Source organism: Marichromatium bheemlicum (assembly GCF_012276755.1).
In the GTDB taxonomy this organism is placed as follows: Bacteria; Pseudomonadota; Gammaproteobacteria; order Chromatiales; family Chromatiaceae; genus Marichromatium; species Marichromatium bheemlicum.
The window spans coordinates 15,181-35,684 of record NZ_JAAXKX010000028.1 but is presented as its reverse complement, the minus strand read 5'-3'; the positions used below and the strand labels follow the sequence as shown (position 1 = coordinate 35,684).

The 20,504-nt window shown below is 67.6% G+C and carries 21 protein-coding genes; 4 read left to right on the top strand and 17 right to left on the bottom strand.

Annotation, left to right across the window (positions count from 1 at the left end; genetic code table 11):
- Window positions 1-2,772 (top strand): FG-GAP-like repeat-containing protein (locus HF203_RS14735; protein WP_210424801.1); only part of this gene is annotated, 2,772 nt, incomplete at its 5' end.
- A gap of 7 nt (window positions 2,773-2,779) precedes the next feature.
- Here the strand turns inward: HF203_RS14735 and HF203_RS14730 are convergent.
- The 4 genes from HF203_RS14730 to pepN all read right to left on the bottom strand — a co-directional run bounded on the left by HF203_RS14730 (window position 2,780) and on the right by pepN (window position 7,685).
- Window positions 2,780-3,397, bottom strand: a complete 618-nt coding sequence (locus HF203_RS14730; protein WP_168670850.1) for a LysE family translocator — start codon at window positions 3,395-3,397, stop codon at window positions 2,780-2,782.
- A 13-nt stretch (window positions 3,398-3,410) separates the two neighbouring features.
- On the bottom strand, window positions 3,411-4,514 hold the full coding sequence (gene lptF / locus HF203_RS14725; RefSeq protein ID WP_168670849.1) for an LPS export ABC transporter permease LptF: 1,104 nt from the start codon (window positions 4,512-4,514) through the stop codon (window positions 3,411-3,413).
- A gap of 86 nt (window positions 4,515-4,600) precedes the next feature.
- The gene (locus HF203_RS14720; protein ID WP_168670848.1) at window positions 4,601-4,942 is read right to left on the bottom strand and encodes a zinc ribbon domain-containing protein YjdM; all 342 of its coding nucleotides are present in this window, start codon (window positions 4,940-4,942) and stop codon (window positions 4,601-4,603) included.
- A gap of 103 nt (window positions 4,943-5,045) precedes the next feature.
- Entirely contained in the window at window positions 5,046-7,685 is a 2,640-nt protein-coding gene (pepN, locus tag HF203_RS14715; protein WP_168670847.1) for an aminopeptidase N, read from the bottom strand.
- 147 nt (window positions 7,686-7,832) lie between these two features.
- On the opposite strand from pepN, the gene grxC reads away from it, so the two are divergent.
- Genes grxC through HF203_RS14700 form a run of 3 tightly spaced genes read left to right on the top strand, consistent with a single transcriptional unit; the run spans window position 7,833 to window position 8,945 of the window.
- Complete coding sequence (gene grxC / locus HF203_RS14710) at window positions 7,833-8,087, top strand: glutaredoxin 3 (RefSeq protein ID WP_168670846.1); 255 nt, start codon at window positions 7,833-7,835, stop codon at window positions 8,085-8,087.
- On the top strand, window positions 8,084-8,497 hold the full coding sequence (locus HF203_RS14705; RefSeq protein ID WP_168670845.1) for an RNA-binding S4 domain-containing protein: 414 nt from the start codon (window positions 8,084-8,086) through the stop codon (window positions 8,495-8,497). Before grxC ends, HF203_RS14705 begins: the two co-directional genes overlap by 4 nt.
- A gap of 7 nt (window positions 8,498-8,504) precedes the next feature.
- Window positions 8,505-8,945 carry a hypothetical protein gene (locus HF203_RS14700; RefSeq protein ID WP_168670844.1) on the top strand — a complete coding sequence of 147 codons (441 nt, stop codon included), beginning with the start codon at window positions 8,505-8,507 and terminating at the stop codon, window positions 8,943-8,945.
- 11 nt (window positions 8,946-8,956) lie between these two features.
- Here HF203_RS14700 and HF203_RS14695 read toward each other — a convergent pair whose 3' ends face one another.
- The 13 genes from HF203_RS14695 to dsrB form a co-directional block, all read right to left on the bottom strand.
- The gene (locus tag HF203_RS14695) at window positions 8,957-9,271 is read right to left on the bottom strand and encodes a HesB/IscA family protein (protein WP_168670843.1); all 315 of its coding nucleotides are present in this window, start codon (window positions 9,269-9,271) and stop codon (window positions 8,957-8,959) included.
- 54 nt (window positions 9,272-9,325) lie between these two features.
- Complete coding sequence (locus HF203_RS14690; RefSeq protein ID WP_168670842.1) at window positions 9,326-10,702, bottom strand: cobyrinic acid a,c-diamide synthase CobB; 1,377 nt, start codon at window positions 10,700-10,702, stop codon at window positions 9,326-9,328.
- A gap of 56 nt (window positions 10,703-10,758) precedes the next feature.
- The gene (gene nrfD, locus HF203_RS14685) at window positions 10,759-12,006 is read right to left on the bottom strand and encodes an NrfD/PsrC family molybdoenzyme membrane anchor subunit (protein ID WP_168670841.1); all 1,248 of its coding nucleotides are present in this window, start codon (window positions 12,004-12,006) and stop codon (window positions 10,759-10,761) included.
- A 21-nt stretch (window positions 12,007-12,027) separates the two neighbouring features.
- Window positions 12,028-12,801 carry a sulfate reduction electron transfer complex DsrMKJOP subunit DsrO gene (gene dsrO / locus HF203_RS14680; protein WP_168670840.1) on the bottom strand — a complete coding sequence of 258 codons (774 nt, stop codon included), beginning with the start codon at window positions 12,799-12,801 and terminating at the stop codon, window positions 12,028-12,030.
- Window positions 12,798-13,262 (bottom strand): sulfur reduction protein DsrJ, encoded by a 465-nt coding sequence (locus HF203_RS14675; protein ID WP_168670839.1) that lies wholly within the window; start codon window positions 13,260-13,262, stop codon window positions 12,798-12,800. The genes dsrO and HF203_RS14675 overlap by 4 nt, the downstream gene beginning before the upstream one ends.
- 19 nt (window positions 13,263-13,281) lie before the next feature.
- Window positions 13,282-15,246, bottom strand: coding sequence for an NAD(P)-binding protein (locus HF203_RS14670; protein WP_168670838.1), 1,965 nt, complete (start codon window positions 15,244-15,246; stop codon window positions 13,282-13,284).
- An 83-nt stretch (window positions 15,247-15,329) separates the two neighbouring features.
- A complete protein-coding gene (gene dsrK / locus HF203_RS14665; RefSeq protein ID WP_168670837.1) occupies window positions 15,330-16,859 on the bottom strand; it encodes a sulfate reduction electron transfer complex DsrMKJOP subunit DsrK in 1,530 nt (509 codons plus the stop codon).
- Window positions 16,860-16,862: 3 nt separating this feature from the next.
- Entirely contained in the window at window positions 16,863-17,624 is a 762-nt protein-coding gene (locus HF203_RS14660; RefSeq protein WP_168670836.1) for a respiratory nitrate reductase subunit gamma, read from the bottom strand.
- Window positions 17,625-17,743: 119 nt separating this feature from the next.
- Complete coding sequence (locus tag HF203_RS14655) at window positions 17,744-18,082, bottom strand: TusE/DsrC/DsvC family sulfur relay protein (protein WP_062277700.1); 339 nt, start codon at window positions 18,080-18,082, stop codon at window positions 17,744-17,746.
- Window positions 18,083-18,115: 33 nt separating this feature from the next.
- Window positions 18,116-18,424 carry a sulfurtransferase complex subunit TusB gene (gene tusB, locus HF203_RS14650; protein WP_168670835.1) on the bottom strand — a complete coding sequence of 103 codons (309 nt, stop codon included), beginning with the start codon at window positions 18,422-18,424 and terminating at the stop codon, window positions 18,116-18,118.
- Window positions 18,425-18,517: 93 nt separating this feature from the next.
- On the bottom strand, window positions 18,518-18,928 hold the full coding sequence (tusC, locus tag HF203_RS14645) for a sulfurtransferase complex subunit TusC (protein WP_123140633.1): 411 nt from the start codon (window positions 18,926-18,928) through the stop codon (window positions 18,518-18,520).
- 12 nt (window positions 18,929-18,940) lie between these two features.
- Window positions 18,941-19,333 carry a sulfurtransferase complex subunit TusD gene (tusD, locus tag HF203_RS14640; RefSeq protein ID WP_062277694.1) on the bottom strand — a complete coding sequence of 131 codons (393 nt, stop codon included), beginning with the start codon at window positions 19,331-19,333 and terminating at the stop codon, window positions 18,941-18,943.
- 36 nt (window positions 19,334-19,369) lie between these two features.
- Entirely contained in the window at window positions 19,370-20,440 is a 1,071-nt protein-coding gene (gene dsrB / locus HF203_RS14635; RefSeq protein ID WP_168670834.1) for a dissimilatory-type sulfite reductase subunit beta, read from the bottom strand.
- Between the last annotated feature and the right edge of the window lie 64 nt (window positions 20,441-20,504).

Here is a 20,504-nt window from a genome sequence, read left to right as displayed (position 1 = left end):
GCCACAGCGGTCACCAACCCGTTCGACCTGGGCGATGTCGGCTACCACCCCAGCCTGAGCCTGGTCGACCTCGACGGCGATGGCGACCTCGATCTCGTCGTTGGGAACAGCACAGGCGACCTCCTGTTCTTCGAGAACACCGGCACGGCGTCCAGCGCCACCTTCGGCAACGCGCAAACGGCCGCCTTCGGACTCGATCACGACAGCAGACTGTATGATTCCGCCTTTGCCGATCTCGATGGCGACGGTCTCGTCGATGCCCTCGGGGTCAACGGGTCAGGCGACCTCATGTACTTCCACAACACCGGCACCGCCACCCGACCCGAGTTTGCCGATCCATCCCAATCGCCGTTCGGCCTCGACGTCACCACGTTCCAATCCCCCAGGATCGAGTTCGCCGACATCGACGGCGATGGCAAGCTCGATCTGTTCGCCGGCACCGCCTACAGTGGGATCTGGCTGTTGGAGAACACCGGCAGCGTCAACACCCCGGCATTCGCCAGCGCCGCCAGTGCCCCAGGCGGGCTGGACGAGACGGGCTATATGGCCTCACCCACCTTCGCCGACATCGACGCCGACGGCGATCTCGACGCCCTGGTCGGTAACTACGATGGCAACTTGATGCTGTTCTGGAACAATCATGCTCCGATCATCACCAGTGATGGCGGCAGCAAAGATGCCAAACACTCAATCGAGGAGAATACCACCTCAATCACCGTAATCGTCGCTACTGACCTTGATGATCCTCCTGAAGCATTGAGCTATCGCATCAGCGGTGGTGCCGACCAGGATCTTTTAACTATCGACCCAGACACAGGGAGGCTGAGTTTCGTCACCGCCCCGGACTTCGAGTCACCCCGCGACAGCGATGCTAACAATCGCTACGAGATCGAGATCAAGGTCGATGATGGAAAGAACGGCACGGCCACCCAACGGCTCACTATTATCGTCACAGATATTACAGAAGGCGGTAGCGGTGGCGATGGTGGTGGCAGCGCGCCCGAATCAGCAAACGACGGAGACGACGACATCTTCGTCGGTGACGATAGCGCTATTCTCGACGACGGTAGCATCGACACCGGACTCAACCCCACCGACGACTTCACTGACACCACCCTCGACGGTGCCCCGGTGACCACCGGCACCACCACCGACCGTCGCACCGGCGAGGACGTCGCGGTGGTGGTCAGCGACCCGACCGCCCCTGGCGAGCGCACCGACGTCGATCCGAGCAGCCCGGAGGTCGACATCCCGGTCGGGGGCGTGAAGGTGAGCAAGCCCGAATCACTCGGGCTGATCGCCACCAGCCGGGTGAGCACCGAACGCACCGCGCTCGAGACCCTCACCGGCGGCGACGACGCCGCAACCGACCCCGAAGAGGCGGCCGGACGCGCGGCGCTGATCGATGCGTTGGAGTCCCGCGCCGCCGGCGGTGGCGTCGAGGTGGTGCAGGTCACCCCGGTGTGGCCGAGCGAGGGGGACACGGGGGACACCCCGCTGCGCCTGACCATCGACCTCGGCGACGGCAGTAGCACCGATGGGCGCCCGACCCTGGTGGTGGTCGACACCAACGCGCTCTACGATGCCGCGGGCAACCCCCGGGGACCGGTCGAGATCGTCGTCGCCGGCGCCGGCACCCTGGTGGTGCGCGGGCCCGGCAGCTTCCGCGGCGACGACGGCGACACTGGACCGGACGTCGACATCGTCCAGGGCGACGGCAGCGCCCAGGTGCTCTTCTTCGGCCCCGACGACGACATCATCCGCGGCGGCGGCGGCGACGACACCCTCGGCTCGGCCGGTGGGCACGACCGCCTCTTCGGCGATGGCGGCAACGACCGGCTCGACGGCGGTCCCGGCGCCGACATCCTCATCGGCGGGCGCGGTGACGACCGACTCGTCGGTGGCTCCGGCGCCGACACCACCCAGGTCGCCGGCAGCATGACCGAGCTGACGCTGACGCGCGCGGCCGATGGTACCGCCACCCTGGTTAGCGCGAGCGGCACCGACACCCTCGGCGCCGATGTCGAACTGCTGGTCAGCACCGCCGATGGCGCACTCACCCTGGTGCAGACCTTCTCCGCCGCCCGCCACCCCGGGCTCGGCATCGACACGACCTTCGATGCCGACTTCTATCTCGCCGCCAACCCCGATGTCGCCGCCGCCGTCGCCGCCGGCATCATCGCCACCGCCGAGGCCCACTTCCTCACCTGGGGCGCGGCCGAGGGCCGCGCGCCCAACACCGGCTGGGACGAGGCCGCTTACCTCGCCGGCAACCCCGATATCGCCGCCGCCGTTGCCACGGGACAGATCGCCTCGGGGATCGCCCACGTGCTACGCAATCCCTCCCAAGACCTCGTCCTCGCGGCAGACACCACCTTCGACACGACCTTCTACCTCGCCAACAACCCCGATGTCGCCGCGGCCATCGCGACCGGTCGCCTCAGCAGCGCTGAGGCCCACTTCCTCGGCTGGGGCATGGCCGAGGGGCGCGCCCCCCACGCGCTCTGGAACGCCGAAGACTACCTCGTCGACAACCCCGACGTCGCCGCAGCCATCGCCGCCGGCGCCTTCTCCTCAGCCGTCGAGCACTACTGGTGCTACGGCGCGGCCGAGAATCGCGAACCCGGTCCCTGGTTCGACACCGCCGCCTACCTCGCGGCCAACCCCGACGTCGCCGCCGCCGGCATCGATGCCGCCTCGCACTTCGTCCTCTGGGGCGCGGGCGAGGGACGACTCGGCGCCGTTGCCGACACCGAGCTGCTGCTCGCCTGAGCATCGCTCAACCGAGCAGCACCGCGCCGCCCAGCGCCATCAGCGCCAGCGCCGAGAGCTGGCGGATGCGGCGCTGGGCGGCCATGGACAACAGCCGCCCGAGCCACACCACCAGCGCGACCAGCAGGCACCACCACAGCATCGAGCCGAGCAACACCCCGACGACCAGGGCCCAGGCCCCACCACCGCCCGTGGCCGCACCCGACTGGCCGAAGGCGGCCAGGGCGACGACGAAGGCGAGGATGGTCATCGGGTTGGTGAGGGTCAGGGCCAGGGCCGAGAGCAATGCCGAGCCGTGTCGCGGGGCCGCTCGTGCCCCTGCGCACACCGCGGCGGCCGAGGCCAGTTGACTCGCGCCCAGCAACATCAGCAAGAAGCCACCGATCAGGCGCAGCTCGGCGGCATGGGCGGTGAGCAGATCGGCAAGGGCGGTGGCACCGAGGGCCACCAACACGCCGTAGCCGGCATCGGCCAGGGCCGCGCCCAGCCCCGTTGCCAAGCCGTGGCGCGCGCCATGCGCCAGGGTACGGCTCATGCACAGCAACCCCACCGGCCCCGGCGGGGCGGCGATCGCCAGCCCCAGCATCAGGCCCGCGAGCAACGGCTGCCAGGGTAGGATCGCCATCGTCAGGGGCAGGCTAATCCGCCCGCTGCCAGCGCCCCAACACCCGACGCGCCCACAGGCTGTCGGGGAGCAGTGCGAGATAGACCACGCCGAGGATCAGGAGCTGATACCACTGGCTGGTCAGCCACGGCGGGGTGAGACCACTCTCGAGCCAGCCCTCGGCGAGCCGTTGCAGGTTGAAGAAGCTGAAATAGGCGAGAAAGGCGAGCGCCAGCCGTCCGGTCGAACTCTGGCGCGGCGAGACCGCCACCAACGGGATTGCCAGCACCGCCAGGGTGAAGATCGCCAGCGGTGCGGCCAGGCGGTGCTCGAACTCGACCCGATCGGCCAGGTCGGTGGCGATGCGCAGCTCCGAGGTCGGCACCGTCGAGCGCTTGCTGCGCGCCCGCGCGGCACGCTCCTTGGCGCGGATACGGATCTCGTAGGCGTCGAAATCCCCGATCATGAAGGCGGCGCCACCGGGATTACCGTCGAAGCGGTGCCCGCTGGTGAGGGTCACCAGATGATCGCCACTGCCCTCGTCGAGTCGGTGGACACCGCCCTCGCTGACGACCATGCGGTTGGTGCCGCCACGCCGATCGAGCAGGAAGACGTCACCGAGCGAGCGATGACGATCCATGGCACCGATGTAGACCACCACCTCGCCGCCCTGCTCGACATAGAAGCGCCCGGGTTGGAGCCCGGCGATCTGCGCCGCCTGCTCCTTTTGCTGCATGCGGATGTCCTGGATGCCGGTGGCCGCCCAGGGCTGGAGCACTAGGGCGAACCAGGCGGTGAACGCGGCGACCGGGACGGCGAGCAGCAACAACGCACGATAGGTGCGTGCGGGACCGAGCCCGCAGGCGTGCATGGCGATCAGCTCGCTGTCGCGCGCCAAGCGGCTGAGGGTGACCAGCGCGGCGAGGAAGAAGGCCGGCGGCAACAGACTGGAGGCATCACGCACCAGTTGATAGCCGAGGAAGCGAAACACCAAGGCGACGCTCAGCGCGCCGACGTTGACCTCCTCGAGGGTGCGCAGGAAAAGCATGCTGGCGACGATCAACGCCAGCGTCAGCACGATGGCCAGAAAGACCTTGGTCACCTCGCGCAGGACATAGCGGTCGACGATTCCGAACATGACGCTTCCGTTATCCGAGCGGCCCTATCCCGACACCTGTAGCGCCCGCCGCGCCAGCGGTGGCGCCAGCCGGCAGGGTGTCGGGGTCAGGCCTTGCGCAGATAGCAGGCCTTGAGCATCAGGTTACCGAGATCGGTCTTGCAGTCGACCTCATGGTCGCCGTCGACCAGCCGGATGTTCTTGATCTTGGTGCCGACCTTGAGCGGCGAGGAGCTGCCCTTGACCTTGAGGTCCTTGATCACCACCACGGTATCGCCGTCGGCGAGCAGGTTGCCATTGGCATCGCGTACCCCTGCTTCGGCCTGTTCCTCAGCGCCATCCTCCTCATGCATCGACCACTCGTGGGCGCAATCGGGACAGATGTAGAGCATGCCGTCGGAGTAGGTGTTCTCGCTCTCACACCGAGGGCAACGCGGATAATCGGACATGGTGGATTCCTGAGTGGATCGATGGGAAGCCGAGCACGGTAGTGGGTCGGCGTCGCTTTGACAAGGGGCGCGCGCCCACCACGACGGCGCGCGCGCGACGCCCTCAGTCCTCGAGCGCGCGCGAGGCGACCTCGTAGAGATCACGCGAGAGCGCTTCGGTGGCGAGCACCCGCTCGATCTCGGCACGCATCAGCGCCTGGCGAGCGGCATCGAAGCGCCGCCAGTGCACCAAGGCACGCATCAGCCGCGCGGCAACCTGGGGGTTGAGTGGGTCGAGTTCGAGTACGCGATCGGCGAGGAAGCGATAGCCGCTGCCGTCGGCGGCGTGGAAACGCACCGGGTTGGCGTTGCAGAAGGCACCGATCAGGCTGCGCACCCGGTTGGGATTGCGCAGCGAGAAGTCGGGATTGCGCATCAGCCGCTCGACCCGCGCCAGGGTATCGGGCCGTGGACTGGTGGCCTGGACGCTGAACCACTTGTCGAGCACCAGCGGCTCCCCCGACCAGCGCGTGTGGAAGCGGCTCAACGCCTCCAGCCCGGCCTCGCCGCCGTGATCGACCAGCAGGCGCAGCGCGCTGATGCAGTCGGTCATGTTGCGCGCGGCCTCGAACTGGGCGATGCAGCGCGCTAGCCCCTCGGCGTCGCCGGCGGCGAGCAGATAGCCCAGGGCACGGTTTTTCAGCGCCCGAGCCCCGATCGCCTCGGGGGTGAGGCGATAGGCGCCGGCGTCGTCATGCGCGGCGTAGACCGCCAGCAGCCGGTCGCGCAACCGCACGCCGATGGCCTGCTCAAGGGCGCAGCGGGCACGATGAATGCCGTCGACGTCGACCACCGCCATCTGATCGCCGAGATAGGACTCGGCGGGCAGGGTCAGCACCTCGGCGAGCAACGCCGGATCGCCGGTGCGATCGTCGAGCGCTTGGGCGAAGGCGGCGAAGAAGGACTCGGGGATCACCGCGGCAGGATCCTCCACCAGCCGCAGCAACAGACGCTGCATCAGCGTCTGCGCGGCATCCCAGCGACTGAAACCGTCGCCATCATGGGCCATCAGGAACATCAGCTCGGCATCGCTGTAATCGAAGCGCAGCCGCACCGGGGCGCTGAATCCGCGCAGCAGCGAGGGCACCGGCGGCTCGGCGATATCGACGAAGGTGAAGCACTGCTCGGCCTCGCGCAGCTCCAGCACCCGGGTGCCGGCAGGCGCTGCCGCCGCCTCGCCGTCGAGACGCAGCGCCAGCTCGCGTCCCTCGGCATCGAGCAGCGCCAGTGCCAGGGGCAGGTGCAGCGGCGCCTTCTCCGGCTGACCCGGGGTCGCCGGGGTGTGCTGGCGCACCCGCAGCCGATAGGTGGCCGAGGCGGCGTCATAATCGCCCTCGACCTCCAACACCGGGGTGCCGGCCTGGCTGTACCAACGACGGAACTGGCCGAGATCGCAGCCACTGGCCGCTTCCATGCAGCGTACGAAGTCCTCGGTGGTCACCGCCTGACCGTCGTGGCGTTCGAAATAGAGATCGGTGGCGCGACGGAAGCGCTCGGGACCGAGCAGCGTGGCCTGCATCCGCACCAGCTCGGCCCCCTTTTCGTAGACCGTGGTGGTGTAGAAGTTGTTGATCTCGATATAGGACTCGGGACGTACCGGGTGCGCCATGGGGCTGGCGTCCTCGGCGAACTGATGGGCGCGCAGCAGACGCACGTCGGCGATGCGCTTGACCCCGCGCGAGCCCATGTCGGCGGAGAACTCCTGATCGCGATAGACGGTGAAGCCCTCCTTGAGGCTGAGCTGGAACCAGTCGCGACAGGTGATGCGGTTACCGGTCCAGTTGTGGAAGTACTCGTGGGCGATCACCCCCTCGATGCCCTGGAAGTCCTGGTCGGTGGCGGTGTCGGAGCGGGCGAGCACGTACTTGTCGTTGAAGACGTTGAGCCCCTTGTTCTCCATCGCACCCATGTTGAAGTGGCTGACGGCGACGATCATGAAGATGTCGAGATCGTACTCACGCCCGTAACGCTCCTCGTCCCAGCGCATCGCCTGCTTGAGCGAGCGCATCGCGTGATCGCACTTGTCGAGATTGTGCGGCTCGACATAGATGCGCAGCACCACCTCGCGCCCGGAGGCGGTGGTGAAGCGGTCCTCGATGGCGCTCAGGTCGCCGGCGATCAGCGCGAACAAATAGCTCGGTTTGGGGAAGGGGTCGACCCAGCGCGTCAGCTGGCGGCCATCATCGAGGGTGCGGCGCGCGGCCGGATTACCGTTGGCCAGCAGCACCGGATAACGCTCGGCGTCGGCGATCAGCGTGGTGGTGAAACGCGCCATCACGTCGGGGCGATCGAGGAAGTAGGTGATGCGCCGGAAGCCCTCGGCCTCGCACTGGGTGCAGAGCATGTCACCGGACTGGTAGAGCCCCTCGAGCGCGGTGTTCTGGCTCGGGCTGATCGTCACCCGGGTGGTGAGGGTGAAGCGATCGGGGACGCGGTGGATGGTCAGCGACTCGGGCGTGACCCGATACTCGGCCGGGGGCAGCGGCCGATCGTCGATCGCCACCGCCTCGAGTTCGAGTTGTTCGCCGTCGAGACGCAGCCCACCGTCACCCCGGGTCGCGACGGGATTGCGGCGCAGCGCCAGGTGAGCCTCGACCCGGGTCCGGTCGGCATCGAGTTCGAAGCGCAGATCGACGGTATCGATCAGGAACTCGGGTGGGCGGTAATCCTTGAGATGGACAGGGTGCGGGTTGTTACGATACATGATGATCCTGATGACGAGTCGACGAGACCGCGGCAGGGCGCCGCGCGCCTTGCTCCTGTGTTGAACCTTTCCGGTCGACCGGCACGATTTCAACCGCAGGCTGCGCTGATCGACATGTTACTACCCGTCCACCGACAGAGCGAAACCATGCCCCAGGTCACCCTCTACACCACCAGAATCTGTCCCTACTGCATCCGTGCCCGACGCCTGCTCGAACGCAAGGGCGTCGCCTACGAGGAGATCGACATCAACGCCGATCCGGCACAACGCAGCGCCATGATCGAGCGCAGTGGCCGCCACACGGTGCCGCAGATCTTCATCGACGAGCACCACATCGGTGGCTATGACGACATGGCCGAACTCGATGTGTGCGGCGAACTCGACCCGCTGCTGCACCTATGAGCAACGCAACCGAATCGGCGCAATCGAGCCTAAGACTCGACAAATGGCTGTGGGCGGCGCGCTTCTTCAAGACTCGCCAACTCGCCGTCGAGGCAATCAACGGCGGCAAGGTCCATGTCGAGGGGCAGCGCGCCAAGCCCGGGCGCACCATCCGTCCTGGCACCCGACTGGAAATCCACAAGGGCGCCCTGATCTGGGAGATCGAGGTCGTCGCGATCGATCGCCAACGTCGCGGGGCAACCGAGGCGGCCAGGCTCTATAGCGAGGACGAGGCCAGTCGGCTACGCCGCCAGGCACTGGTGCACGAACGCCGCGAGCGCGGCGAGACCCAACCGCGGCGCGGGCGCCCCACCAAGCGCGACCGACGCCAGATCCATCGCTTCACCGACCCGGCACACGGGCAGGAGTGACCGAGTCTTGGACCAAGACCCGGACGGGGCACGCGAGCCAGCACACGACTGCGCCTTCGAGCTGGCGCTGCTCAACGCGCACGACTGCTGCCACGCCGAGCGCTACAGCATCGGCGAGCGCGCCGGGGTCCATTGCACCGCCGAGACACCCTGGCGACGCTGTCGCGCCTTGCGACTGCTATTACGCGAACGCGCCCGCTTCGCCCTCGCCACCCCTGGCGCGCACACCCGGCTGTCACATGCCCAGCGGCTGCACCTGCAGCTCGGTGGGCTGCGCGGCATCGCCTTCGCGCTGGACCCCGAGGCCCCACCCCGGACGATCCGTGACGTCCATGCCCTATTGGTCGAGGCGCGAGCGCACTTCGGCACCCTCGAGGCCCTGCCCTTCGAGCGCATCGTCCGCCAGATCAGCGCCTTTCACAGTCGCCGCCGTCGCGAGCGCCGCTGAAACCGGCGTACTCAGTCCTCGGTGGGGGGGCGATAGTGTGGATCCCTGGGGTTGAGGAAGATGAAGTGGAACTGGCCCGGTTCGAGTTCGACATAATCCATGGTAACCGCATCGAGCAGCGGCACGTACTCGGGCGCCATGCAGACCTCGATCCCCTCGGTCTGAAAGCGAATATCCTCCTCGCCGACCTCGTCGAAACCCATGCGATAGTCGATGCCGCCATCGGGCCCCTGATACGCGGCGAGCCGCAGCGCCAGCCCCTCGGTCCCGCCCTCTCTGGCCGCCTCGAGCACCTGTCGGGCGGCCGCCGTGGTGAGTCTGAACATCTCGTCCCCTTCCTCTGTCGTATTCCCTGACACCGCGCCGCAGCCCCTCACGGGCTAGGGCCCACCGAGACTGCGGGCGACCTGTCGCAGGAAGCGCCCGGTCCAGCCGCAACCACCGACATCGCGCAGATGACTGTAGCAGGCGAGCAGCCGTTGCTGTATCACGCCGTCGTGGCGGCCGTCGATGCCGGCGCCACGCATGACCTCATAACCGTAGCGCCAGCCCGGATCGGGCGCGATCAGCGCCGAGTGATGGAACTCGTGCGCGGCCAGCTCGCGCCCCGCCCCGCCACCGGGCCAGGGATGGTCGGCGCACTCGCGCAACCGCACCAGCCCCCGCCCCTGCGGGCGCGGGTGCATCATCACCTCGGCGGCAAGTGCCCCGACCATGGCGCGACGCTCGCCGCGCCAGTGCAGCCCGGCGCAGAGATACATCAGCCCGCCGCACTCGGCATAGACCGGCCGCCCCGCAGCGACGAACTCGGCGATCTGGACGCGCAGCGTACGGTTGGCCTCCAGCTCGGCCATCCGCAGCTCGGGGAAGCCGCCGCCGATGAACAGCGCATCGACCGCCGGCAGTTCGGCATCGACCAGTGGACTGAAAGGGACCAGCTCGGCGCCGGCGCGGGCGAGCGCGCGCAGGTCGTCGGGGTAGTAGAAACCGAACACCGCGTCGCGGGCGATGCCGATGCGCAGCCCGGCGCCGTGCGGCGCCACCGTCGGCTCGGGCGGGGGCGCGGGCGGCGCCGGGGCCGACTCGGCGAGCGTCAGCAGCTGATCGAGATCGAGCCGCTCGGCGAGCCGTCGCGCCAGGGTGTCGATGGTCGACGCGGCGCTCGCCGTCTCGATGCTCGGCATCAGCCCGAGATGACGCTCGTCGATAGCGAGCGCCGCATCGCGCTCGATCACCCCGAGCACCGGCAGGTCGGTGTAGTGCTCGACGGCGCGCACCAGCCCGGCGGCGTGACGCGTCGAGCCGACCCGGTTGAGCACCACCCCGGCGAGCCGCAGCCCGGGGTCGAAGGCCTGGTAGCCGAGCAGCAGGGGCGCGATGCCGCGCCCCATGCCCTGACAGTTGACCACCAGCACCACCGGCGCGTCGAGCGTGCGGGCGAGCGCGGCGTTGCTGTTGGCACCGTCGAGCGCGGTGTCGTCGAACAGCCCCATGTTGCCCTCGATCAGTGCCAGGTCGGCGCCGGCGCACTCACGCCCGAAGGCCGCGAGGATCTCGGCGCGGCCCATGGTGTTGAAGTCGAGGTTGAGACAGAGGCGCCCGGCGGCCTGGCTCAGCCACAGCGGGTCGATGTAATCGGGCCCCTTCTTGAACGGCTGCACCGCCAGGCCACGCTCGCGCAGGGCGCGACACAGACCGATGGCGAGCGTGGTCTTGCCCGAGGACTTCTGCGGCGCGGCGAGATAGAGGTATGACATCCGGGATCGCGGATCCAGGTCCGCGTCGCCGGTTCGACGACGCGGACGGAGGTGGGTCAGGCGGCCTTGGCGACCGGCTGCTCGATGGTCTCCTCGTCGATCGGCAACACCTCGTCGGCGAGCGACTCGGGGAGGAACTGCAGCACCCGCACCCCGACGGCGGTGATCAGTAACGCCAGCCCCACCCCACCGAACCCGAGCAGCAGCTCCGGCAGGGTCGGGTGATAGGGCGCCGGCTGACCACCGACACCGTCGAGAAAACCGGACTCGAGGATGGTCTTGCCGGGGAAGAGCTGCAACGGATAGGCCTGACTGGCGATGATCACCACCGCGAGCGCGGCCAGACCACCGAGGATCACCAGCACGCAGGCGGCGGCGACCCAGGGCGCCTCGGCGCCACGCACCGGGTGGTAGAGGATGCCGAGCGGCACCAAGGAGCCGAGCAGGATCCAGCCCACCCAGAATAGCGTTGTGTAAACGCCGCCGTCGAACAGCAACCAGCCCTCGAGCCCCTGATCCTTGGCACCATAGGCACTGGTGAGGTGATAGACCAGGGTGAAATAGAGTACCGCGAGGACGAACACCGCCAGCAGGTTCTTCAACCGGCGCAGCATCCGCGCGCCGATCGGGCGCCGGTCCTCGGCGAAGCCGAACATCAGCACCAGCACGAACACCGCCAACCCGTAGGCAAAGGACATGGCCACGAACATCGGCCCGAGGATCGCCGCGTCATAGGCTTGGCGCGCCACCAAGAAGCCGAAGATGGAGCCGGTGCCGGTGGTCAACGCCAGGCGCCAGAGCAGCGCAAAGACGCCGACCGGCCGAATGAAGGGGTCGCCCTTGCGGTCGGCCATGCTCCACAGATAGGTAATTACGATCGCCATGAAACCGGTGTAGAGGAAGATGTTCCAGGCGAAGATCGATTTGAAATTGTAGTTGGTGAGCGCGACCACCAGGCGCTCCGGGCGCCCCAGATCGAGCACCAGCACCATCAGACCACCGGCAAGCAGGGCCAGCGCCAGCAGCCCCGAGAGCCGCCCCAGCGGTTTGTAGATCGGTTTGCGGAAGACACTGCCGATCGAGGCGATGTTGAGCGCCCCGGACGAGGCGATGATGAGGAACACCGCGAACACGTGCGGCGTGCCCCAGACCACCGAGTTGTTCATCCCGGTGACCCAGTGTCCCTCGTGCTCCATGTAGGCGAAGGCGAGCAGCCCGGCACCCACCATCACGGCGAGCACACCGAGGATGCCCCAGTAGCGCGCCGGTGCAAGACGCCATTCGCGATAGACGATACGCTTCATGCTTAGACTCTCCCGCCGGGATCAAACGCCGGCATAGCGCACCCCGGTGTTGAGCGCCAGGTCCTCGCGGATCTGGCGGGTCGGCTCGCTGGCGAGGAATCGGCTGATGGCACTGTCCGGGTCGGCCAGGTCGCCGAACAGGATGGCGCCGTGTCCGGTCTCGGCGCAGGCCTCGGCACAGGCCGTCGAGGGGAGGCCGAAATCGCGCCGGTGGACGCAGAGATTGCAGCTCTCGACACAACCCTTGCCGCGCGGCACATGACTGAGCTGGTCGCTCAGCGCCTCGTGGATGAAGCTGCGCGCCTTGTAGGGGCAGGCCATCATGCAGTAGCGACAACCGATACAGGTATGACGATCGACCATGACGATGCCATCGGCGCGCTTGAAGGAGGCGCCGGTGGGACAGACGTCGACACAGGGTGGGTGTTCACAGTGCTGGCACATCAGCGGCAGGTTGGTCTCACGCCCGGTCTGATCGTCGCGCAGCCGCACCTTGCGGACCCACACCGCGCGCTGCGTCGCCCAGTCGGCGGGCTCCGCCCCCTCGGGCGGGTGTTGCAGGTCGAGCCCGTTCTCCCGCGCACAGGCATCGACACAGGCCGTGCAGCCAGCGGCGCACTTGGCCGTGTCGATCGCCAGCCCCCAGCGCACCCGGCCGTCGACCGGGGCATCACGCGGGGTGGTCTCGAGCGCGCGCACCACCACCGCCGGCGCGACCAACGCAACGCCGGCGCCGGCCGCCGCCCCGAGCAGCCGGCGCCGCTCCCGATCGATCTCCGTTCCTCGTTCGCTCATGGTTGTACTGCTCCCTGACCGTGCTGCGCCTCGTCCACGGCGCGCCGTGCGGCCTCGGCCAAGGACCCGGCCATGGGACCACGCGGTACCGCCGCATGACAGTCGAAGCAATTGAGATCGACCGCGACATAGGCATGACAGGCGCCGCAGAATTGATCGGCGCGGTCGATCGGCACCGCCTGTCCTTGGGCGTCATGACCGATGTGGCACTCGACACAGCCGGCGAGGCTGTGCTTGCTGGTGCGGATGCCGCCGTGCACGGTGCGATCACGTTGGTGCTTGATGAACTCCATGTGCTGGCGACGCATCAGCTCGGTGGGCTCAACGCAGGCACCGAGCCCGGCGGCCTCGGAGCCGGGCACCACGGTGCTGCGGGCGCTGGCCGGCATCGCCGTGAGGACGGCGAGTATCCACAGCAGGGCCACGGCGTGCGTCCGGGTGGTTGATACAGCAGTGACCATCGGCGCCTCTCCCTCGGGGCTATTCGCCCAGTCCCATCTTGATGTAGCCGGTCGGACAGACATCGGCGCAGATGTGACAGCCGATGCAGCGACTGTAATCGGTATCGACATAGCGCCCGGTGGTACGCGCGGCCTTGTCGACCCGGAACACCGCGTCCTGCGGACAGAAGATGACGCAGTTGTCGCACTCGAAGCACATCCCGCAGCTCATGCAGCGTTTGGCCTCGTCGACCGCCTGCGCCTCGCTCAGCCCGGCGACCCGCTCGGCGAAGTGGGCGAGCACCTGCTCGGCGCTCGGCACCTGCTCCTGGCGAAGGTTGCGGGCATGGTGGTTGAAGTGACCGAGATAGAGTTCATCGTGGGGGATGACCTCGGCCCCGGAGCGGTCCTCGTAGTTGTGCACCGCATAATCCGCCGCCGAGGTGCCGCGCAGGTCGCCGGCCTCGCCGACGACGAAGGGCCGCGGCGCACGCTCGACCTCGGCGAGCTTGTCGAGCAGGTTGAAGTGATGGACGTCGACCTTGGGGCGGCGGCGCTGCTCGGCCTGGCCGAGATAGGCGTCGATCGACTCGACCGCGACCCAGGCCTGACCGATGGCGGTGGTGAGCAGGTGGGGACGGATGATGTCGCCGGCGACGAAGTGTCCCGGGCGGCCCGGCACTTGATGGAACTTGTCGGCGTCGATCAGCCCGCGACCATTGTCGAGGGTCTCGAGGCCGGAGAGATCGCCGCCCTGGCCGATCGCCGAGACGATCAAGTCGGCCTCGAGCACCCGCTCGGTGCCCTCGACCGCCACCGGGCGCCCCTCCTCCATGCGGCAGTCGGCGACCCGCAGCCCGGTGGCGCGGCCCTCGGCGTTCTTGAGCACCTCGAGCGGCATCACCCCGTCGAGGATGGTCACGCCCTCGCGGGTGGCGTCGCTGACCTCGTGCTCGGCGGCGGTCATCTGCTCGCGCGAGAACAGCGAGGTCAGGGTCACCTCGGCGCCCTCGGCGGCGGCCGCGCCGGCGGTGTCGTGGGCGAGATAGCCGTCGTGGATCACCGTCTCGGGGAGATCGCGCTTGGCGTGCTCGGGCAGGTGGCCGAGACGGCGCGCCACCGAGACCACGTCGATCGAGGTGTCGCCGCCACCGACACAGACCACCTTGGCGGCGGTGACCTTCATCCGCCCCTCGTTGAAGGCCTTGAGGAAGGCGACGCCGGAGACACAGTTGGGCGTGCCCTCCCAACCCGGTACCGGCAGCCCCCGCCCGCTCTGACAGCCGAGCGCCCAGAGCACGGCGTCGTAGTCGCGCTCGAGCTCGGCGACGGCGAGATCGCGTCCGACCCGGGTATTGAGCCGCACCTCGACCTGGCCGAGGTCGAGGATGCGCTGGATCTCGGCATCGAGCCGGTCGCGCGGCACCCGGTAGCCGGGGATGCCGAAGCGGAACATGCCGCCGAGCGCGCTGTTGGCCTCGAAGATGGTGCAGGCGTGCCCCCGGCGCCGCAGCTGATAGGCGGCGGCCAGCCCCGCCGGACCACCGCCGACGATCGCTACCCGCTTGCCGGTGTCGGGCGGCGGCGGGGCGAAGCGGTAGCCGTTGTCGATGGCCGAGTCGCCGATGAACTGCTCGACGGCGTTGATACCGACGAAGTCCTCCAGCGCGTTGCGGTTGCAACCGTCCTGACAGGGTGCGGGACAGACCCGGCCCATCATCGCCGGGAAGGGGTTGGCATCGGTCGAGCGACGAAAGGCGTACTCGCGCCAGTCCATGTCCGCCGGCGGTTGCTCGAGCCCGCGCACGATCTGCAGCCAGCCGCGGATGTCCTCGCCCGATGGGCAACTGCCCTGACAGGGCGGGGTCTTGTGGACATAGGTCGGACACTTGTGGGAGCTGTCCTCCATGAAGATCTTGTCGGTCAGATCCTCCCAGACGTTGGCCCCGTCCTCGAAGCGGCGCCAGGAAGGCTTGGTCTTCATCTCGTCGCTGGAAGTCGCCATAGGGTTCTCTCTCTAGTGACCGAATTGCCCCCGGATGACCGACCCGGGTGTCTTGTCGCGCGCCTCCCGTCGCCGGCCCGGGATCAGGCCGCCGCGGGCGCGTCCTCCTCGTCGTCGTCCTCGCCGCCCTCCAGCACGATCGCATTGGAGACCAACTGGTGGAGGCTGACGATCTGATCCATCTCCATGCCGTAGTAGGGCAGCACCTTGGTGAACTGGCTCTTGCAGATGGCGCAGATCGCCGCCATGTGCGTCACCCCCTTCTCCTGCATCACGTTGTTGAGCGCATCGAGCCTGGGCTTGGCCCCCTTCACCCGCAGCTCGATGAGGTCGTCGGTGAGCAGCCCGCCGCCACCGCCGCAACAGAAGGTGCGGTCGCGGATGGTGTCTTCGTCCATGTCGTAGAAGTGGTTGCAGGTGGCGCGGATGATCGCGCGCGGGATCTCGAACTGGCCGCCGGGGACCTCGCCCATGCGCGAGGCGCGGGCGACGTTGCAGCTGTCGTGGAAGGTGATGACCTTGTCGTCGTTCTCGGACTTGTCGAAGGTCAGCCGCCCCTGCTCGATCAGGTCATGGGTGAACTCGCAGATGTGCTGCGGCACCGGATAGCGCGGGTCAAGGAAGTCCCAAGGCCCGGCGAGGGTGTTGAGGAAACTGTAGGCCACCCGCCAGGCATGACCACACTCGCCGAAGACGATGCGCTTGACCTTGAGCGCGATGGCCGCCTCGCGGATGCGCTGGGCGACCCGGCGCATGTTGTCGTAGGAGCCGATGAACATGCCGAAGTTGGCCGCCTCGGAGGCGTGCGAACTCAGCGTCCAGGAGACGCCGGCGGCGTGGAAGACCTTGCCGTAGCCGATCAACCCGTCGACGTGCGGCTCGGCGAAGAAGTCGGCCGAGGGGGTAACCAGCAGGATCTCGGCGCCCTCCTCGTCGATCGGGTAGCGCACCTTGACGCCGGTCTCGTCGAAGACGTCCTCCTCGAGCCCCTCGAGGGTGTCGACCAGCGCCGGGCCGGGCAGGCCGAGGTTGTTGCCGATCTTGTAGACCTTGCCGATGATCTCGTTGCAGTACTTCTGCCCCACCCCGATGCTGTCCATGATCTCGCGCGCGGCCATCGAGATCTCGGCGGTATCGATGCCATAGGGACAGAACACCGAGCAGCGCCGACACTGTGAGCACTGGTGGAAGTAGCTGTACCAGTCGTCGAGCACCTCCTTGGTGAAGTCCTCGGCGCCGACGAGCTTGGGAAAGAGGCGACCGCCGAGGGTGAAATAGCGCCGATAGACCTTGCGCATCAGGTCCTGGCGGCCCACCGGCATGTTCTTCGGGTCCTGGGTGCCGAGGAAGTAGTGACACTTGTCGGTACAGGCCCCGCACTTGACGCAAGAATCGAGATAGACACGCAGCGAGCGATACTTGCCGAGCAGCTCGCCCATCTTGTCGATCGCCCGCGTCTGCCAGTCCTCGACCAGCTCACCGGGGAAGCCGAGCGGCCCCTGGAACTCGGCCTTGGAGACGAAGGGCGCGCTGTGGGCCATGGCCCCCGGGGTGACCGCGGGCACCTCGGTGTAGGGGGTCAACTCGGGGACGTCGAATGTTGCCTTGGCCATGGCTCAACCTCGCGGATCGGACGACGCGGCGGGCGCCTGCTGCTCGAGTGCGCGCGCCCAGGGCGCGAGGTGGCGACGCTCGCGCGGATCGTCGACCTGGTTGCGCGTCGGGCTGAAGAACAGACCCGGGGCGTGGAGCAGCTTGCTGTAGGGGAAGACGATCATCAGCAGCGCCACCAGCAGCAGGTGCAGCAACAGCAGCGGGTCGGCCGGCAGCGGCTGGGGATCGAGGGCGTAGAGCCCGAGGAAGAAGCGCTTGATGGCGACCACGTCGGTGTGGAAGACGAACTTCATCAGCAGGCCGCTCGTGCCGATCAGCACCAGCAGGGCGAGCATCAGATGATCGGAGGTCGAGGAGATGTAGCGCACCCGATCGACCAGGAAGCGGCGTGCCCACAGCCCGAGCAGCCCGATGACCATGGCGATCCCGCCATAGATGCCGAAGGGCTGGACCAGGGCGATCGGCGCCCACACCGGCTCGATGAAATAGCGCAGATGGCGCAGGGTGACCAGGAACAGCCCGAAGTGGAAGATCCAGCCGAAGATCCAGGTCCACTTGTTGCCGCGGAACAGGCTCTCGAACAGCACCACCTCGCGGGTCATGCGCAGCGCCACGCCGCTGCGGCTGGTCGGCGCCGGGGTGGTGGGGATCTTCAGCGGGGCCGGGGTCCGGGCATAGCGGACGATCTTGACGACCAGCCCTGAGACCAGCACCAGCGCGGCGACATAGAACAGGGCGGCGTAGGAATACGTCAGCAACGCCATACTTCCGCTCCCTCTAGGGTGATCTCTCTGCGGTTGCCGGAGCGACGTCGCCGGTCGCCCGGCGCCGCCCGTCCCGGGACGGGATGTCAGGGATGGGTCGCCCCACCCCGACACCGGGTTCAGACGCAGCCGGTCGGTTTGGGCAGCCCGGCGAAGCGGCAGGCCTGCTTGGCCGGTCCGTAGGGGAAGAGGCTGTAGAGATACTTGCTGTTGCCCTTCTCCTTACCGAGCTTCTTGCCCACCGCCTTGGTCAGCACGCGCACCGCGGGGGCGATCTGGTACTCCTCGTAGTACTCGCGCAGGAAGTTGATGATGTCCCAGTGCTCCTCGGTCAGCTCCAGGTTGTCCTGCTTGGCCATCACGTCGGCCACCGCGGGCACCCAGTCGTTGAGGTCGGCCAGGTAGCCCTCCTCGTCCACGGCCAGCTGTTTGCCGTCAACTTCGATGGTGTCGGACATGGTGATGTCTCCTTCTTCGGTGCGTGAATTGAGTTACAACCAGGCCTGGACCTTGTCGTGCTCCGCGGCGAGATCCACGAAGCCGGCGTAGTCCACGACGCCGATTCCTTCGATGATGCGATCCTCGGACAATCCGCGCGCCTTGAGGTCGGGCCCGAGCACGTAGAACTCGAGCCTGCCGAGCGCCTCGCGAACCCGCGACTCCGCCTCGGTCCCGGCGAGGGCCGCATAGACGCCGTCCTCGAACAGCAGGACGGCCGCGCCATCGCTGGCGAATTGCACACAGGATTCTAGCGAATTGCGCTCGAACGGTGACTTGTTGACGGTATGCAGGATGCTCATGCGTCCCCCTTGCCGGAGACGCCCGCACCGGCCGCCCCCGCGATACATGGATACCATGACGGCCCCGGCCGCCCCCCGACGACCGGGGCCGACTCAGAAGCTGAAGACCACATCGGCCTCGTCCATCAACGCCCGCGCCCGGGTGCGATCGACCACCTCGACGATGTTGTCGACCTCCTCCTCGGTCTCCGGGTCCTCCCAGGCGATCTCGACCAGGTCCTCGCGGGTGAGACCGCGCGCGGCGAGCGATTCACCGTCGACATAGATCCGCCCGACCTCGTAGTCGCCAAGGGTGCGGAAGGTGGGCGAGAAGTTCTTCATGCCGATCTCGCGGGGATCCTGTCCCTTGACCAGCTGATAGACCCCGTCGTCGAGGAACATCACCCCGACGTCCTGATCGAAGGCGGCGCCGATCAGCACCACCTCGAGCGCCTCCCAGGCGTAGATGGTGCCGTAGGGGGCCTTGCGGTTGAGATAGAGGAATTGTTTCACCGTTTCCGACATCGTCTCGCCCCCCTAGTCGCCGAAGACCACCAGCCGGTCGGCGGCGATCGCCGCCTCGACCAGCTGCCCCAGCCCCGAGATACGGAACCTGGGGTGGATGTTGGTGGCATCCTTGCCGTTGCGTTTAGCCTCACCCTCGTCGACGATGCCGCGACGCTGCGCCGCGGCCACGCACACTACCAGATCGAGGTCGTGCTGCTCGGCGAGTTCAGCCCAGCGGTTGACGATATGGCGGTCGTCCTGCGGCGGGGTGGTCAGGCGCGTGGCGTTGTTGACACCGTCGTGATAGAAGAACACACGGAAGATTTCGTGTCCCTTCTCCAGCGCCGCCCGGGCGAAGTGATAGGCCGAGTCGGCGGCCTGGTGCTGATAGGGTCCTTCGTTGATCTGTAGAGCGAACTTCATGACGTCCTCGCTCGGTGTGGATGGGGCCGCACGGCCTCAGAAACGGATGTAGGAGGAGCTGTTGAAGCTCGCCCGCGAGCCGCGCCAGGTATCGATGTGATACTTGGTGAAGGGTAGCTCGACCTCCTCGAAGAAGCGCGGCCAGCCGATGCGCTCGATCCACTCGTTGATCCGCTCCCAGTCGCGCGCGCCCTCCTTGTAGGCCTTGAGGATACGCTTGACGATGGCCGTCGCCTCGGGCCAGCGCGGCGGGTTGTTGGGGATGCCGGCGGCGACCAGCTTCTGGAAGCTCGGCTTGCTGCGCGCGTTGGAGTGGCTGCCGCCGACCCAGATAGCAAGCTTGGTGTGCTCGGCGTCGTTGATCTGCATCGGCGGACAGGGCGGATAGCAGGCGCCGCAACAGATGCACTTGCGCTCGTCGACCTCCAGCGAGGGCTTGCCGTTGACCATCGCCGGGCGGATCGCTGCTACCGGACAGCGGGCCACCACCGAGGGGCGCTCACAGACGTTGGCCACCAGGTCGTGATTGATCTTCGGCGGCTTGGTGTGCTGGACGTTGATCGCGATATCGCCCTGACCGCCGCAGTTGATCTGGCAGCAGGAGGTAGTGATGTGCACCCGGTTGGGCATGTTGGTGTTGCGGAACTCATCGACCAGCTCGTCCATCATCGCCTTGACCACGCCCGAGGCATCGGTGCCGGGGATGTCGCAGTGCAGCCAGCCCTGGGTATGGGAGATCATGGTCACCGAGTTCTGGGTGCCGCCGACGATGAAGCCGGCCTCCTCCAGGGCCTCGATCAGTGGGGCAACCTTGGCCTCGTCGGTGACCAGATACTCGATGTTCGAGCGCAGGGTGAAGTGCACGTGCCCCTCGGCAAAGGTGTCGCCGATGTCGCACAGCTTGCGCAGGGTGAAGACATCGAGGATGCGCTGGGTGCCGGCCTTGACCGTCCACACCCGATCCCCACTGTAGGCCACGTGCAGCAGCACGCCGGGGCGGGGATGCTCGTGGTACTTCCACTGCCCGAAGTTCTTGCGCATCACCGGATGCATGTACTGCCAGGGATCCGGGCACCCGGACTCGATCGGCTCGCGCATGTCGGCCATTGCCTTGTCCTCCAGTTGTCTCAGTCTGCCATCGCTCGCGCGCGACCCGTGGCGGGCCGCCTCC

Bases quoted from the DNA above. Each gene is read 5' to 3' on its own strand.
- tusB (WP_168670835.1), bottom strand. From the start codon at position 18,424: ATGAGCATCCTGCATACCGTCAACAAGTCACCGTTCGAGCGCAATTCG.
- tusC (WP_123140633.1), bottom strand. From the start codon at position 18,928: ATGTCGGAAACGGTGAAACAATTCCTCTATCTCAACCGCAAGGCCCCC.
- lptF (WP_168670849.1), bottom strand. From the start codon at position 4,514: ATGTTCGGAATCGTCGACCGCTATGTCCTGCGCGAGGTGACCAAGGTC.
- HF203_RS14660 (WP_168670836.1), bottom strand. From the start codon at position 17,624: ATGGCGTTGCTGACGTATTCCTACGCCGCCCTGTTCTATGTCGCCGCG.
- pepN (WP_168670847.1), bottom strand. From the start codon at position 7,685: ATGTATCGTAACAACCCGCACCCTGTCCATCTCAAGGATTACCGCCCA.
- HF203_RS14690 (WP_168670842.1), bottom strand. From the start codon at position 10,702: ATGTCATACCTCTATCTCGCCGCGCCGCAGAAGTCCTCGGGCAAGACC.
- HF203_RS14655 (WP_062277700.1), bottom strand. From the start codon at position 18,082: ATGTCCGACACCATCGAAGTTGACGGCAAACAGCTGGCCGTGGACGAG.
- HF203_RS14675 (WP_168670839.1), bottom strand. From the start codon at position 13,262: ATGGTCACTGCTGTATCAACCACCCGGACGCACGCCGTGGCCCTGCTG.
- tusD (WP_062277694.1), bottom strand. From the start codon at position 19,333: ATGAAGTTCGCTCTACAGATCAACGAAGGACCCTATCAGCACCAGGCC.
- dsrO (WP_168670840.1), bottom strand. From the start codon at position 12,801: ATGAGCGAACGAGGAACGGAGATCGATCGGGAGCGGCGCCGGCTGCTC.
- dsrK (WP_168670837.1), bottom strand. From the start codon at position 16,859: ATGGCCAAGGCAACATTCGACGTCCCCGAGTTGACCCCCTACACCGAG.
- nrfD (WP_168670841.1), bottom strand. From the start codon at position 12,006: ATGAAGCGTATCGTCTATCGCGAATGGCGTCTTGCACCGGCGCGCTAC.
- grxC (WP_168670846.1), top strand. From the start codon at position 7,833: ATGCCCCAGGTCACCCTCTACACCACCAGAATCTGTCCCTACTGCATC.
- HF203_RS14705 (WP_168670845.1), top strand. From the start codon at position 8,084: ATGAGCAACGCAACCGAATCGGCGCAATCGAGCCTAAGACTCGACAAA.
- HF203_RS14720 (WP_168670848.1), bottom strand. From the start codon at position 4,942: ATGTCCGATTATCCGCGTTGCCCTCGGTGTGAGAGCGAGAACACCTAC.
- HF203_RS14695 (WP_168670843.1), bottom strand. From the start codon at position 9,271: ATGTTCAGACTCACCACGGCGGCCGCCCGACAGGTGCTCGAGGCGGCC.
- HF203_RS14730 (WP_168670850.1), bottom strand. From the start codon at position 3,397: ATGGCGATCCTACCCTGGCAGCCGTTGCTCGCGGGCCTGATGCTGGGG.
- dsrB (WP_168670834.1), bottom strand. From the start codon at position 20,440: ATGGCCGACATGCGCGAGCCGATCGAGTCCGGGTGCCCGGATCCCTGG.
- HF203_RS14670 (WP_168670838.1), bottom strand. From the start codon at position 15,246: ATGGCGACTTCCAGCGACGAGATGAAGACCAAGCCTTCCTGGCGCCGC.